The 13668-nt window shown below is 46.1% G+C and carries 12 protein-coding genes; 8 read left to right on the top strand and 4 right to left on the bottom strand.

What is annotated here, in order from left to right; all coding sequences use genetic code 11:
- Window positions 1–192 precede the first annotated feature (192 nt).
- The 3 genes from ettA (at window position 193) to CDZ87_RS04770 (ending at window position 3390) form a co-directional block, all read left to right on the top strand.
- A complete protein-coding gene (ettA, locus tag CDZ87_RS04760; RefSeq protein WP_100752424.1) occupies window positions 193–1860 on the top strand; it encodes an energy-dependent translational throttle protein EttA in 1668 nt (555 codons plus the stop codon).
- 170 nt (window positions 1861–2030) lie between these two features.
- Window positions 2031–2402 carry a PilZ domain-containing protein gene (locus CDZ87_RS04765; RefSeq protein WP_100752425.1) on the top strand — a complete coding sequence of 124 codons (372 nt, stop codon included), beginning with the start codon at window positions 2031–2033 and terminating at the stop codon, window positions 2400–2402.
- A gap of 10 nt (window positions 2403–2412) precedes the next feature.
- Window positions 2413–3390, top strand: a complete 978-nt coding sequence (locus CDZ87_RS04770) for a M23 family metallopeptidase (protein ID WP_100752426.1) — start codon at window positions 2413–2415, stop codon at window positions 3388–3390.
- A 54-nt stretch (window positions 3391–3444) separates the two neighbouring features.
- On the opposite strand, the gene tyrA is transcribed toward CDZ87_RS04770, so the two are convergent.
- Both tyrA and CDZ87_RS04780 read right to left on the bottom strand, forming a co-directional pair.
- Entirely contained in the window at window positions 3445–4572 is a 1128-nt protein-coding gene (gene tyrA, locus CDZ87_RS04775; RefSeq protein WP_100752427.1) for a bifunctional chorismate mutase/prephenate dehydrogenase, read from the bottom strand.
- 22 nt (window positions 4573–4594) lie between these two features.
- Window positions 4595–5668 carry a 3-deoxy-7-phosphoheptulonate synthase gene (locus CDZ87_RS04780; RefSeq protein WP_100752428.1) on the bottom strand — a complete coding sequence of 358 codons (1074 nt, stop codon included), beginning with the start codon at window positions 5666–5668 and terminating at the stop codon, window positions 4595–4597.
- A 237-nt stretch (window positions 5669–5905) separates the two neighbouring features.
- Here CDZ87_RS04780 and CDZ87_RS04785 point away from each other — a divergent pair, with 237 nt between their 5' ends.
- Together CDZ87_RS04785 and btsR are read left to right on the top strand one after the other, a co-directional pair.
- The gene (locus CDZ87_RS04785; protein ID WP_100752429.1) at window positions 5906–7579 is read left to right on the top strand and encodes a sensor histidine kinase; all 1674 of its coding nucleotides are present in this window, start codon (window positions 5906–5908) and stop codon (window positions 7577–7579) included.
- A 12-nt stretch (window positions 7580–7591) separates the two neighbouring features.
- Window positions 7592–8311: a two-component system response regulator BtsR gene (gene btsR / locus CDZ87_RS04790; protein ID WP_100752430.1), complete on the top strand. Its 720-nt coding sequence runs from the start codon at window positions 7592–7594 to the stop codon at window positions 8309–8311.
- Between the two features lie 44 nt (window positions 8312–8355).
- On the opposite strand, the gene nagZ is transcribed toward btsR, so the two are convergent.
- A complete protein-coding gene (nagZ, locus tag CDZ87_RS04795; RefSeq protein ID WP_100752431.1) occupies window positions 8356–9342 on the bottom strand; it encodes a beta-N-acetylhexosaminidase in 987 nt (328 codons plus the stop codon).
- A 98-nt stretch (window positions 9343–9440) separates the two neighbouring features.
- Between nagZ and CDZ87_RS04800 the strand changes: the two genes are divergently transcribed.
- Together CDZ87_RS04800 and murQ are read left to right on the top strand one after the other, a co-directional pair.
- Window positions 9441–10556: an anhydro-N-acetylmuramic acid kinase gene (locus tag CDZ87_RS04800; RefSeq protein WP_422641441.1), complete on the top strand. Its 1116-nt coding sequence runs from the start codon at window positions 9441–9443 to the stop codon at window positions 10554–10556.
- Between the two features lie 8 nt (window positions 10557–10564).
- Window positions 10565–11497 (top strand): N-acetylmuramic acid 6-phosphate etherase, encoded by a 933-nt coding sequence (murQ, locus tag CDZ87_RS04805; RefSeq protein WP_100752433.1) that lies wholly within the window; start codon window positions 10565–10567, stop codon window positions 11495–11497.
- Between the two features lie 76 nt (window positions 11498–11573).
- Here murQ and CDZ87_RS04810 read toward each other — a convergent pair whose 3' ends face one another.
- Entirely contained in the window at window positions 11574–11915 is a 342-nt protein-coding gene (locus CDZ87_RS04810; protein ID WP_100752434.1) for a DUF2799 domain-containing protein, read from the bottom strand.
- A 203-nt stretch (window positions 11916–12118) separates the two neighbouring features.
- Here CDZ87_RS04810 and CDZ87_RS04815 point away from each other — a divergent pair, with 203 nt between their 5' ends.
- Complete coding sequence (locus CDZ87_RS04815) at window positions 12119–13603, top strand: carbon starvation CstA family protein (protein WP_100752562.1); 1485 nt, start codon at window positions 12119–12121, stop codon at window positions 13601–13603.
- Window positions 13604–13668: the final 65 nt, after the last annotated feature.

Here is a 13668-nt window from a genome sequence, read left to right on the forward strand (position 1 = left end):
AAAGCAGACAGATGTAAATAATAATAAATTCACATAACTGTGACATTTCGCTAGCTACTTCCGCACCTTTGCTTATTTATTCATCACTAACACACTCGAAAAATAACAGAGTGTGTTTCTCTAGTAACAAACTATGTTCAGTTAGTATAAAATAGCTTGCTACGTGAATTGACAATTTAGGAACGATCGGCGATGGCTGAATACGTATATACCATGTCGCGAGTGAGCAAAATTGTGCCACCAAAGCGACAAATCCTCAAAGACATCTCTCTAAGCTTCTTCCCTGGCGCTAAAATCGGCGTTTTGGGTCTCAACGGTTCAGGTAAATCGACTTTGCTACGCATTATGGCAGGCATTGATACTGACATCGATGGTGAAGCACGTCCACAGCCCGGCCTTAAAGTTGGTTACCTGCCTCAGGAACCGGTACTTGATGAGTCAAAAACCGTTCGTGAAATCGTTGAAGAAGCGGTATCGGATGTGGCCGGCGCCATGAAACGTCTGGATGAAGTATACGCAGCATACGCAGAACCTGATGCAGATTTCGATGCACTGGCCAAAGAGCAAGGTGAACTCGAAGCTCTGATCCAAGCCAAAGATGGCCACAATCTGGATAACGCTCTTGAGCGTGCCGCCGACGCACTTCGTTTGCCAGAGTGGGATGCCAAGATTGAACATTTATCCGGTGGTGAACGCCGCCGTGTGGCTATCTGTCGCCTTCTACTTGAACAGCCAGACATGCTACTTCTCGACGAACCAACCAACCACTTGGATGCGGAATCAGTCGCTTGGCTAGAGCGTTTCTTGGTTGACTATGCGGGGACCGTGGTTGCGATTACTCACGACCGTTACTTCCTCGACAACGCTGCTGGTTGGATTCTTGAACTTGATCGTGGCGAAGGTATCCCTTGGCAAGGAAACTATACTTCTTGGCTTGAGCAAAAAGATGCGCGTTTACAACAAGAGTCGTCACAAGAGAAAGCTCGCCAGAAAACCATCGAGAAGGAACTTGAATGGGTACGTCAAAATCCGAAAGGTCGTCAGGCAAAATCGAAAGCACGTATGGCACGTTTTGAAGAACTACAAAGTGGCGATCACCAGAAACGTAATGAAACCAATGAACTGTTCATCCCACCAGGTGAGCGTCTTGGTGACAAGGTTATTGAAGTTAACAATCTAACTAAATCATTCGATGGTCGTGTTTTGATTGATAATTTATCATTCAGCATGCCCAAAGGGGCGATCGTCGGTATCATCGGTGCCAATGGTGCGGGTAAATCGACCCTATTTAAGATACTAAGCGGTACAGAGCAACCTGATGCTGGTACGATTGAGATGGGGGAAACGGTTAAACTGGCTTCAGTTGATCAGTTCCGCGACTCTATGGATGACAGTAAAACCGTCTTCAAAGAGATTTCTGAAGATGCGGATATTATCAAGATCAACAACTTCGAGATCCCTGCTCGCGCTTACTGTTCACGCTTTAACTTTAAGGGGGCTGATCAACAAAAGATCATCGGTGAACTATCTGGTGGTGAGCGTAACCGTGTCCATCTTGCTAAACTACTCAAGGCTGGCGGCAACGTTCTATTGCTCGATGAGCCAACCAACGATCTCGATGTCGAAACGTTACGTGCTCTTGAAGAAGCACTACTCGAGTTTCCTGGCTGTGCCATGGTGATCTCGCACGACCGTTGGTTCCTCGATCGCATCGCGACCCACATCATCGATTACCGCGATGAAGGTCAAGTCAACTTCTACGAAGGCAACTATACTGAGTATATGGATTGGTTGAAGAAGACCCTTGGCCCTGAAGCTGCTGAGCCGCATCGCATCAAATACAAGCGTATTACTAAATAATATTGCTTGAAATTTGTTCAAAGGCCGCCATTATTAGCGGCCTTTATTATCAAGCTCACACTGCGAATATGTTTTGCGAGTGACAAGCAAAGAATGCGTACAACCGCGCATAGTGGCCACTTTGGTTTTGTTACTCTTATGAGTTGCAATTGCAATTAAGAGAGAAAGTTATGATCGAACGTCGTCGTTTTTCGCGTATTGTTTATCAAGCAAAAGCAGTACTGACTCAAGGCTCAACTGAGGTCAACGCCTTAGTCTGTGACCTGTCGCTGCACGGTGTGTTAGCAACCAGTGAGCAATTTGGCCTATTAGACACCGATAAACAAGTCAATGTTACCTTCTCGCTTCCTGGCAGTGAAATCTCCCTCCAACTTGTAGCCAATATTGTTGGCTTACATAACAATGTGATACGTCTGAGTATTGACCATATTGATATTGAGAGTATCGGTCACCTAAAGCGATTAATTGAATTGAATGTCGGTGATGATGAGCTGTTACACCGAGACATCGAACACTTATCTGACCTTGGTGAGTACACCTAACTAATATTCTATGCCGAACAAAATTACTCTTTCTATCCCTGGGAAATCAGGGAGACAGACCTTCCACGTATCGAGAAAAGCGTTCATTGTCGCCCTCAGTTTGTTCACCGTCAGTATCACGTCTGGCGTTGGCTACTTTGACTATCATTGGCAAAATAAACTTCAAGCACTTGAAGTGCAAAAAGAACAACTAGAGCAACTCTACGCCGAACAAATAGATAGCGCTCATTCACTGTCACAAGAACTCGAGCACAAACGCAACCAGATCACCATGCTAGGTAAGCGCGTGTATGATGTTGAATCGGTACTGGGCCTTGCCGACGAAAGTTTGCCTGAAGATTTCAATCTTGAAGATCGCCTAGATGCTGCCGCCGTCGACTCTGCAGTGCGCGCAACCATGTTTCGCATGATACCCAATGATACACCGCTCAATTACCAGCGTATCTCCTCTTCCTATGGTAGAAGAACAAACCCGATTACTGGTAAACGTCATACCCATACGGGGATTGATTTGACCTGTAAGCGTGGTGAACCGATTTATGCCCCTGCGGACGGTGTTGTAGAGACAGTTCGCCCGAGTTCAAAAGGGTTTGGCAACTTCCTTACCGTGCGGCATTCATTTGGGTTTATGAGCTCTTACGCTCATTTAGCAAAGTTTAAAGTACGCAGTGGCCAATTTGTCAGTAAAGGTGATTTGATCGCCACTTGTGGTAACTCAGGTAACTCGACGGGGCCGCATCTTCATTACGAAATCCGATTTTTAGGCCGAGCACTCAACCCCAAATACACTATGGACTGGACACCAGAAAACTTTCATTACTTATTTGAGAAAGAAAAAAAGGTCAAGTGGGCACCTTTAGTAAAGTTGATTGATGAGACCGTTAGGTTACAAGTAAACCTTACCAATCACCCATTCCAAGATCATTCCGTCAACACGGTGAAAAATGAAAGCGAATCGCAGCAAAGCGATACCATCACGGTGCAATAATAAAAAGAGCGACCTCAGGTCGCTCTTTTTATGACACAACAGCCAGCTAATAACCTAGCCACGATGAATCGAATCATTGGCTTGTTTAAGTAGCTTCTGACTTTCGTCAAGAAACTGCTGAGAATAATCACCAAACCAGTCACTCACTGTCTCAAAGCTGGCAACAAACGCTTGTTTATCTTTGCTATCGAGAATTGCTAGCGCCTCACCAAAACTGCGATGGAAGCGCTTAATCATATCAATATTCTCTTGCGACGAGAGGATGATATCACCGTATAAATTAGGGTCTTGTGCAAACAAACGCCCAACCATCGCAAGCTCTAGACGATAAATTGGCGAGCTCAGTTGTAACAGTTTATCAATGTTAGGATTTTCACGGCTCAAATGCAGACCGTACGCGAAAGAAGTGAAATGTCGCAACGCCTGAATCAAGGTCATACCATGATCATGTTCAGCCGCATCGATCTGACATAAACTCGCGCCCCAAATCGAAAACTGCTTCAATAGCCATTGATAATGCTCTTCTCCGCGCCCATCGCAGTACACAATCACCTGCTTAGCCAGACTTGGCACATCTGGGCCAAACATCGGGTGTAAGCCAACAACCGGCCCCGAGTGAATCTTCATCATCGTCGCCAGCGGTTTAGACTTGACTGACGTGAGATCACACAAAATACAATCTGGTGGCAAATTGCCAAGCTTTGCGATCACCGCTTCCGTTAAATGAATCGGTACCGTCACTACCACCATACCTGCATTGGCCAGTAATTGGTCTGCACGATGCCAATCTTGGCTACCAAGAATATTAACCTCGTATCCTGACAGAGTGAACATGCGACCAAACAAGCCACCTAGCTGACCATTACCACCAACGATAACCACCGAACGCAACTCGGGATTAAGGCACTTAAAGCCGGAATCTTTTTCACTCGCGTAAGACTCCCGCATAGTTCGACGCAGAATGTCTTCAATCAGTTGCGGAGGCACGCCAATTTTTTCCGCCTCATGGCGACGAGAAGCAAGCATTGCCGCTTCGCGATCGGGGGCGTAAATTGGCAAACCATGCTCACTTTTCACCTCACCAACTTGTTCAACTAATGCCAATCTTTGGGCTAACAAACTCAACATCTGTTTGTCTACTGCGTCAATCTGATCACGCAAATGGGTTAATTCTACGGCCATTGATATTCCTTGTACTCTTTACTTAGCCTGGTAAACGGTCTTGTAAAAATGGGACCAGCTCTTGATGAGCATGACGTAATAGTGCCTCAGTTGTATCCCAATTGATACACGCATCGGTGATAGACACACCATATTGCAATTCGTTGAGAGCGATATCAGATGACTGACTACCTTCGTTAATATGACTCTCAATCATTAAACCAATAATCGACTTATTACCTTCACGAATTTGATGGATCACGTCTTCAGCGACCAACGGTTGACGACGGTAATCTTTGCGTGAGTTCGCATGACTGCAATCGATCATCAATGAGGCGTCTAAGCCAAATTTAGCCATATCTTGTTCGCATTCAGTGACAGAGACCGAATCGTAGTTAGTCTGTTTACCGCCACGTAAAATTACATGACCGTTGGCATTTCCCTGAGTGGTTAACAGTGCCACTTGCCCTTCGCGGTTGATGCCCATAAAGCGGTGGCTTGAAGAGGCAGCCTGCATGGCGTTAATCGCAGTGGCCAAATTGCCATCTGTGCCGTTTTTAAAGCCAATCGGCATCGAAAGGCCGCTAGCCATTTCACGGTGAGTTTGAGACTCTGTTGTACGTGCGCCGATGGCCGCCCAACTAAAGGTATCCGCTAAATATTGCGGGCTGATTGGATCAAGCGCTTCTGTTGCTAGTGGAATTTCCATTTCAGCCAGATCAACTAAAAGCTCACGACCAACATGCAGACCATGCTCAATATCAAAGCTGCCATCTAGGTGTGGGTCATTTATTAGGCCTTTCCAACCCACCGTGGTGCGCGGTTTTTCAAAGTAAACACGCATAACAATGTACAGTTGATCGCTCAGTTGCTCAGAGAGCGCTTTTAGTCGCTTGGCGTACTCTTTTGCAGCGTCAATATCGTGAATAGAGCATGGACCACACACCACCAGCAAGCGGTGATCCTTTTTATGAATAATATCGGCAATCGTTTGACGAGATTGTTGAATAAAATGACGTGCGTTATCGCTCAGAGGTAGCTTGGCTTTCAGTTCTTCAGGCGTAATCAGAACCTGCTCATTACTAATGTTTACGTTGCTCAATTCACTTTTTTGCATAACCATAACCTGTATAAATATGTGTACACCCAGAACTTACCATCTTGGCCCTGGCTTAATAACTATAAAATAACAGGCTAAAAAAAGATTTCAAGGTGTAAATTATAAAAAACACAGGTGTAATAATTTATTTACACAAAGATATTTAACACGTTTATTATCAGAAACATGAGATACGTATGTTTTCTACAACGTTTCTTAACTAAAATAGACCTAAAGTTCGCCATTAAGATTGTTATGGATCTGATCCTCTCGTTACTGCAACAGATGTGTGTCTATTTAGTACTGGCATATATGCTCAGTAAGACGCCGATCTTTCTACCTTTGCTCAATATCTCTAGCCGCATTAGCCACAAAGTCAGTGTCTATGTGCTGTTTTCGCTGTTTTGTATTATGGGCACCTACTTTGGCCTACAAATCAACGATGCGATTGCCAATACCCGTGCGATTGGCGCGGTCATGGGGGGATTATTTGGCGGGCCGATTATTGGTTTTTTTGTCGGGCTAACTGGCGGTTTACATCGTTACAGTTTAGGCGGATTTACCGATCTCGCCTGTGCTATCTCCACCACCACAGAAGGCTTAATCGGTGGACTGCTGCATATCTACTTTGTGCGTAAGGGCAAGTCTTCACAACTTTTTAACCCAAGCGTGGTGTTTTCTATCACCTTAGTGGCTGAAATCGCTCAGATGGCGATCATCTTGCTGGTCGCTAAGCCGTTTGATCAAGCCTATGTCTTAGTCTCTGCGATTGCCGCCCCAATGATCATCGCCAATTCCGTCGGCGCGGCGCTCTTTATGAGTATTCTTCATGACCGAAAAACCATTTTCGAAGAGTACTCTGCCACCTTCTCGCGCCGTGCTCTCAACATTGCTGAGCGTTCCGTCGGTGTTTTAGCTTCTGGCTTTAACAGTAACAATGCAGAGAAAATCGCTCGAATTGTTTACGAAGAGACCAACGTCGGCGCGGTTTCCATTACTGATGACACCAAGATATTAGCCTTTGTCGGCATTGGCGATGATCACCACAAACCAAATACGCCAATTTCTTCACAAAGTACCTTAGATGCGATAGAACAAAACGACATCATCTATCTCGATGGTAAAGAGAAGCCCTATCAATGTTCCCTTTCCCGCGATTGTAAACTCGGCAGCGCATTGATCATTCCACTGCGCACAGGCGATAAGGTGATAGGCACCATTAAACTGTATGAGCCAAAGCGGAAGTTGTTTTCAACCATCAATATGTCGATGGCGGAAGGGATCGCACAGTTACTATCTAGCCAAATTCTGTTTGGAGACTACCAACAAAAGCAGACGTTACTATCGCAAGCCGAAATCAAACTGTTACATGCGCAGGTTAACCCTCATTTTCTCTTTAATGCACTCAATACTATTAGCGCCGTGGTCCGCCGAGATCCGCTTAAAGCGCGCGAATTGATTCAGCATCTGTCGCACTTTTTCCGCAGCAACCTCAAGCAGAACATCGATGTGGTTACACTCAAAGAGGAACTGGCTCACGTTAATGCTTACCTGACCATCGAAAAAGCACGCTTTACTGATCGTCTTGAAGTGAACATCGATATCGATGAGTCACTGCTTGAACGTCGGATTCCGACTTTTACCCTGCAGCCACTGGTAGAGAATGCCATCAAACATGGTATCTCACAGCTGTTGGCGGGAGGAGAAGTTCGCATTTATAGCCAAGCCGTTGAAGATGGCTATCAGATCGTGGTCGAGGACAATGCTGGCAGTTATCAAGCGCCGCAAGCGGATCATGTGGGATTGGGGATCCAAATCGTCGATAAACGCCTAACCAACAAATTTGGCCGCGATGCTGCGCTCAATATTGACGTCGCCCCCAATCACTACACCCGAATGAGCTTCCTCATTCCCAGTCACCCCTGTTAATAAGGTAAAAGTATGCTTTCCGCGTTAGTCATCGATGACGAACTGTTTGCTCGAGAGGAACTCACCGAGCTATTGGAAGAAACCGGTCATATCGAGGTACTTGATCAAGCGAGTAATGCCGTTGAAGGATTAAAGAAAATCAATCTGCTTAGACCTGACGTGGTTTTTCTCGATATTCAAATGCCACAAATTACTGGGATAGAGCTACTGGCGATGCTTGATCCAGAGACCATGCCAAAAGTGGTCTTTGTCACCGCTTATGATGAGTTCGCGGTACAAGCGTTTGAAGACAATGCCTTTGATTACCTACTCAAACCCGTTGATACCTGCCGCCTCGAAAAAACGGTTAAGCGATTACTCAAATCTCAGCAGACAAATCGTCAGCACTACGCTGCGATTGCCCCCCAAAGCTTAGATCAAGTTCCATGTATCGGTTTGAATCGCATTGTGATCATCCCTACTCAAGATGTTGAATTTGCCTACAGTGATATTAGTGGTGTCCACGTGCAAACCCATGAGCAAAAAGCAACCTCACAACTGACCTTGAAAGTACTGGAAGAGAAAACGCCACTGGTTCGCTGCCATCGCCAGTTTTTAGTCAACATCAAAGCGATCAAAGAAATTAAGTTACTGGACAATGGTCTGGCTGAAATCATTACCGTCAGCTCCCATCCTCTGCCAGTGAGCCGCCGCTATCTAAAAACCCTTAAAGAGATGTTGGGTTTTCATTAACCGTTGAGAGCAAAAGAGCCGCAATCTGCAGCTCTTGTTATTGGTTAAGCTTGGATAAGCGGTTTCATCGCCTCTGATGCCCGCTTCCACTGCTCGCTACGTTGCAGCTCTGACAATGTAAAGCTCTGCTTTTTCAGCAAAGTCTCAGCTTGTGGCGTTTGCATAACGGGAAGATTATCCAGCACCTCCACTTGGGCATCACGCTGATTACACACCAACAGCATATCGCAACCGGCAACCAGCGACTGGTGAGCACGTTCAGCAGGGCCCCCCATAATGGCCGCCCCTTCCATGGTTAAATCATCAGAGAAAATAATGCCTTTAAAGCCTAGCTTTTTACGCAGTATCTGTTTAAGCCAATAGTCAGATCCACTTGCAGGCTGATCATCATAGTGTGGAAAAACAACATGCGCGGGCATCATTGCGTCTAAAATTCCCGATTCAATCTGGGCTTTAAAAATCGCCATATCTTGTTCAAAGATAGTGTCTCGGCTATCGAATGGCGTTTCTAAGTGTGAATCCGCCACAACGCCGCCATGTCCAGGGAAATGCTTACCTGACGTCGACATTCCAACCGCTTTCATCCCTTTCATGTAAGCCAGACTGTGGCGGATAATGGTATCAACATCATCACCAAACGCACGGCTACCAATCGCTTTACAATCAAAACCTTTATCAAGCACAGGCGCAAAGCTCAAATCAATATCATGGGCAACTAACTCTGCAGCCATCAACCAACCACCTTGCTCAGCAAGTTGCTCGCCATTATCAAACTGAGCATACTTTTGAGCTGCCGGAATCAACGAGAAACCTTCTTTAAAGCGCTGAACACGGCCTCCTTCTTGGTCAACACCAATCAAAATTGGCCGCTTAGCCGCTTGGCGAATCGATTGATTCAACGCCAGCAACTGCTCACTGTCATGATAGTTACGCGCAAACAAAATTACCCCGCCAACCGTTGGGTGCTCAAGAATCTCTTTATCTTCCGCAGTCAATTCACAGCCTGCTACGTCTAACCATAACGGTCCCATAATTTCTCCATCCTAACGCCATTTTGCTATGCTACCGAGGTTATTAGGATTATTCTCTATTTACAATCAATTACCCACGACTGTTGACGAATTTGAGCATGATGACAAAACAACTCTACATTGGCGTAATGTCGGGAACCAGCCTTGACGGTATCGACACAGCTTTAGTCGAAATAGACCAAGGGCAAGTGCGCTTGTTAGCGAGTCATCAAAGCCCGATGCCTGAGACGCTCAAGCAACAAGTTCTGGCGATCTGTCTTGGTCAAGCAACGGATCTGGTCACCATTGGCCAGATTGATCACCAACTTGGTGTACTCTACGCTCAAGCGGTTATAGCGCTGTTAGATACAAGTGGTTATTCATCTGAGCAAATCACTGCCATCGGCAATCATGGACAAACGGTTTATCACCAGCCACAAGGCCCAATGCCGTTTTCCACTCAACTTGGCGATGCCAATATCATCGCGGCAATGACTGGCATCGATACCATTGCCGATTTTAGGCGTAAAGACATTGCTCTGGGTGGCCAAGGGGCACCACTGGTTCCTGCATTTCACCAATCGATTTTTGGCTCTACAGATTCTAGTGTGGTAGTGCTTAATATTGGAGGAATCGCCAATATTTCCGTTTTACGGCCTGAGCAAGCTGTTGTTGGATATGATACTGGCCCTGGTAACATGCTGATGGATGCTTGGTGTCACAAACATTGTCATCAACCATTCGACAAAGATGCTCTGTTTGCTCAGCAAGGTCAGGTTGACCAAACTCTGCTAACCAAATTTCTTAGTGAGCCCTACTTACAGGCGCAAGCACCAAAAAGCACTGGCCGCGAGTTATTTAATCTGCCTTGGTTAGAAGCGCTCTTAGCTGACGATTGCCTATCACCTGCCGACGTACAGCGCACTTTATGTGAATTTAGCGCCCAAAGCATTGCCAATGAAGTCCGACAGTATCAACAAGGTGAACAACCAGAGTTACTGGTGTGCGGCGGCGGTGCACATAACCCACTGTTGATGCAGCGTTTACAAGCCTTATTGCCAGATTGGCAGGTCATGTCGACTGACGATAAAGGCGTCGACAGCAACAATATGGAAGCGATGGCCTTTGCTTGGCTCGCCTATCGCCGCATGCACAATTTGCCAAGCAACTTGCCTGACGTCACCGGAGCCAGCAAAGCGGTTGCTCTGGGAGTGATGTATTTTGCTGATAAATAAGGATAACTATGACTAATGATGCTCTGATCGCCGCGCTATCACACCTCGTCTCTGAAGGTCGTAACCCCGAGACAATGGATATCGATTTATTGTCTTCTCTTGAAATCGTTCAGCGAATCAATCAACAAGATCAACTGGTCCCATTAGCGGTAGAAAAAGTCCTACCCGAGATAGCCCAAGCGGTCGATAAGATCACTGCCGCATTTAAAGTGGGTGGACGACTGATTTATATCGGCGCCGGCACCAGTGGTCGCCTTGGTGTATTAGATGCCTCGGAATGTCCGCCAACCTTTGGCGTTTGTGATCAAATGGTGCTTGGGTTAATCGCTGGCGGGCCAGACGCTATGTTCAAAGCCAAAGAAGGGGCGGAAGATAGCCCAGTTCTGGGCGTCAGCGATCTCAAATCGGTTAATTTTAGCGCCCAAGATGTCGTGGTCGGTATTGCGGCAAGCGGTCGAACGCCATACGTCAGTGGCGCTCTCGATTATGCCAATAGTCTTGGCGCCACAACCGTTGCCTTGTCTTGTAACCCAGACTCTACCATTGCTGAGATTGCTGAGATTGCCATCAGCCCGGTGGTTGGCCCCGAGGCATTAACCGGCTCAACTCGCCTAAAATCAGGCACTGCGCAAAAGTTAGTGTTGAACATGCTGACTACAGCCAGCATGATTCGCCTCGGTAAGAGCTATGAGAACCTGATGGTCGATGTAAAAGCGACCAATAAAAAGCTGATTGCTCGTGCGGTGCGTATCGTCATGCAAGCCACTGAGTGCAATCAAAATGCCGCTACCAAGGTGCTTACCCAGACCGACTATGATGTTAAACTGGCGATTTTGATGTTACTAACTGGAATGGATGTCGATAAAGCTAAGCATCACCTCGCAAAACAAGATGGATTTCTGCGTAAAGCGGTTCAATTTCATCAAGATAAGCCGCATTAAGACCGGCCTATCTACAAAAGGGAGAGAAGAGATCAACTCTCCCTGATACCAATCCACCACTTCGTATCATCAAGCATTAATTCTGATGCTGATTCCAACCACGTTGCCATTCCATTCGAAACTTCTGCGCTTGTTCAGTGCCTTCACACACGCCTTGATAATACTGACCTGATACCCCAATCTGATAGGCAAAGTCAGGATTACAATATTCTGTAACCCCTTCAAGATAACCTTGGTCGTAATCCGATTGTTTGACACTGCCTAAACTTGATAGCGCTTTAAAGCTGCGTGATGTGTGGCCACTGATCCCATCTTGATAACCAATTTGCTGCCAATCACCTTGTTGTGCCAACTGCTGCGGACTACTCGTACAGGCAACCAACAATGACACTAGCGCGGTCACAATTAACTTTCTCATTGTTTTTCCTTGTTTTTTCGAGTCAGACTATCAAACCACTAATCAAGCCCGATTACCACTTAGCCGAGTTGAAAACCACTCAGTTTCTCTATCAACCACTCATTTCACTATACAACCACTTACTGCATAAACGAATGCTGATTGTCTCTGTTCAGCATAGTATGCATGGTGAGCTTATCGAATTTTATAAAGGAACGAGTGCTATGTTGTGGTTTTTAACCTGTGTTGCTGCCCTAATCGGCGGCTACTTTATTTATGGAGCTTTCGTTGAGAAAGTTTTTGGCATTAACGAAAATCGTCAAACCCCAGCGCATACTAAAGCCGATGGGGTTGATTACGTCCCAATGTCGACCAAAAAAGTATACCTAGTTCAACTCCTCAACATCGCCGGCGTCGGCCCTATTTTTGGCCCGATCATGGGGGCGCTGTACGGTCCTGCTGCGATGCTATGGATTGTTATCGGTTGTATTTTTGCTGGCGCGGTGCATGACTACTTCTCGGGTATGTTGTCAGTTCGTAATGGCGGAGCCTCAGTTCCGACGATTACTGGCCGCTACTTAGGCAATGGCGCTAAACACTTTATGAATATCTTTGCCATTGTTCTTTTGTTGCTTGTTGGTGTGGTATTTGTTTCAGCGCCTGCAGGCATGATCACCAATCTAATCAATGATCAAACGAGCCTAAATGTCAGCATGACAACCATGGTTATCGCCATTTTTGCTTACTACATTATCGCGACCATTGTTCCTGTCGATAAAATCATTGGTCGTTTCTACCCACTGTTTGGCGCCTTGCTGATTTTTATGTCCGTTGGTCTAATGACTGCCGTTGCCTTCTCAAGCGAGCATACGGTAATGGGCGATTTTCAAGTCAGCGATATGCTCAGTAATTTAAACCCTAATGATATGCCGTTATGGCCTGCCCTGTTCATTACTATTGCTTGTGGTGCGATTTCTGGCTTCCACGCAACACAGTCACCTCTAATGGCGCGCTGTATGCAAAATGAAAACAACGGTCGCTTTGTCTTCTATGGTGCAATGATTGGTGAAGGTGTTATCGCGCTTATCTGGTGTGCAATTGCGCTGTCTTTCTTTGGTTCACTCGAAGGATTATCTGAAGCGGTGAAAAATGGTGGCCCTGGCAATGTAGTTTACAGCGCTTCATTTGGTCTACTGGGTGTGTTTGGCGGCATCATTGCTTTCCTAGGCGTAGTTATCCTACCGATTACCTCTGGTGATACTGCGTTCCGTTCAAGCCGTTTGATCCTAGCTGAATACTTCAACATGGAGCAAAAAACAATGCGTAACCGTCTGCTGATGGCAATGCCACTGTTCATTATCGGCGGCGTATTGACTCAAGTAGACTTCGGCATCATCTGGCGCTACTTTGGTTTTGCCAATCAAACCACGGCAGTGATGATGCTGTGGACCGCATCGGCTTACCTGCTGCGTCACAATAAGCTCCACTGGATTACTACCGTTCCAGCCGTATTCATGACGACCGTATGTGCAACCTTCATTCTGAATAACCACACACTAGGTTTTGGTCTTCCTATCGAAATCTCAACCACTGCAGGGATTGTGTTCGCACTGGCAGTTACAGGTTACGTGATTAAAACATCAAAAGGCAAAGGTGATACCGACTTTGCTGATGAAGAAAAACCTCAAGCAGTAACAGAGACGGTTTAACACCCGCGGCCATAAAGGCTCTTTGAAGAGTCTTTATTCCAACAAAAAAACCAGCGTAATCGCGC

The organism is Vibrio salilacus, from assembly GCF_002811245.1.
GTDB classification, from domain to species: Bacteria; Pseudomonadota; Gammaproteobacteria; order Enterobacterales; family Vibrionaceae; genus Vibrio; species Vibrio salilacus.

Coding starts and splice junctions, on each gene's coding strand:
- ettA (WP_100752424.1), top strand. CDS start 193: ATGGCTGAATACGTATATACCATGTCGCGAGTGAGCAAAATTGTGCCA.
- CDZ87_RS04765 (WP_100752425.1), top strand. CDS start 2,031: ATGATCGAACGTCGTCGTTTTTCGCGTATTGTTTATCAAGCAAAAGCA.
- CDZ87_RS04770 (WP_100752426.1), top strand. CDS start 2,413: ATGCCGAACAAAATTACTCTTTCTATCCCTGGGAAATCAGGGAGACAG.
- tyrA (WP_100752427.1), bottom strand. CDS start 4,572: ATGGCCGTAGAATTAACCCATTTGCGTGATCAGATTGACGCAGTAGAC.
- CDZ87_RS04780 (WP_100752428.1), bottom strand. CDS start 5,668: ATGCAAAAAAGTGAATTGAGCAACGTAAACATTAGTAATGAGCAGGTT.
- CDZ87_RS04785 (WP_100752429.1), top strand. CDS start 5,906: ATGGATCTGATCCTCTCGTTACTGCAACAGATGTGTGTCTATTTAGTA.
- btsR (WP_100752430.1), top strand. CDS start 7,592: ATGCTTTCCGCGTTAGTCATCGATGACGAACTGTTTGCTCGAGAGGAA.
- nagZ (WP_100752431.1), bottom strand. CDS start 9,342: ATGGGACCGTTATGGTTAGACGTAGCAGGCTGTGAATTGACTGCGGAA.
- CDZ87_RS04800 (WP_422641441.1), top strand. CDS start 9,441: ATGATGACAAAACAACTCTACATTGGCGTAATGTCGGGAACCAGCCTT.
- murQ (WP_100752433.1), top strand. CDS start 10,565: ATGACTAATGATGCTCTGATCGCCGCGCTATCACACCTCGTCTCTGAA.
- CDZ87_RS04810 (WP_100752434.1), bottom strand. CDS start 11,915: ATGAGAAAGTTAATTGTGACCGCGCTAGTGTCATTGTTGGTTGCCTGT.
- CDZ87_RS04815 (WP_100752562.1), top strand. CDS start 12,119: ATGTTGTGGTTTTTAACCTGTGTTGCTGCCCTAATCGGCGGCTACTTT.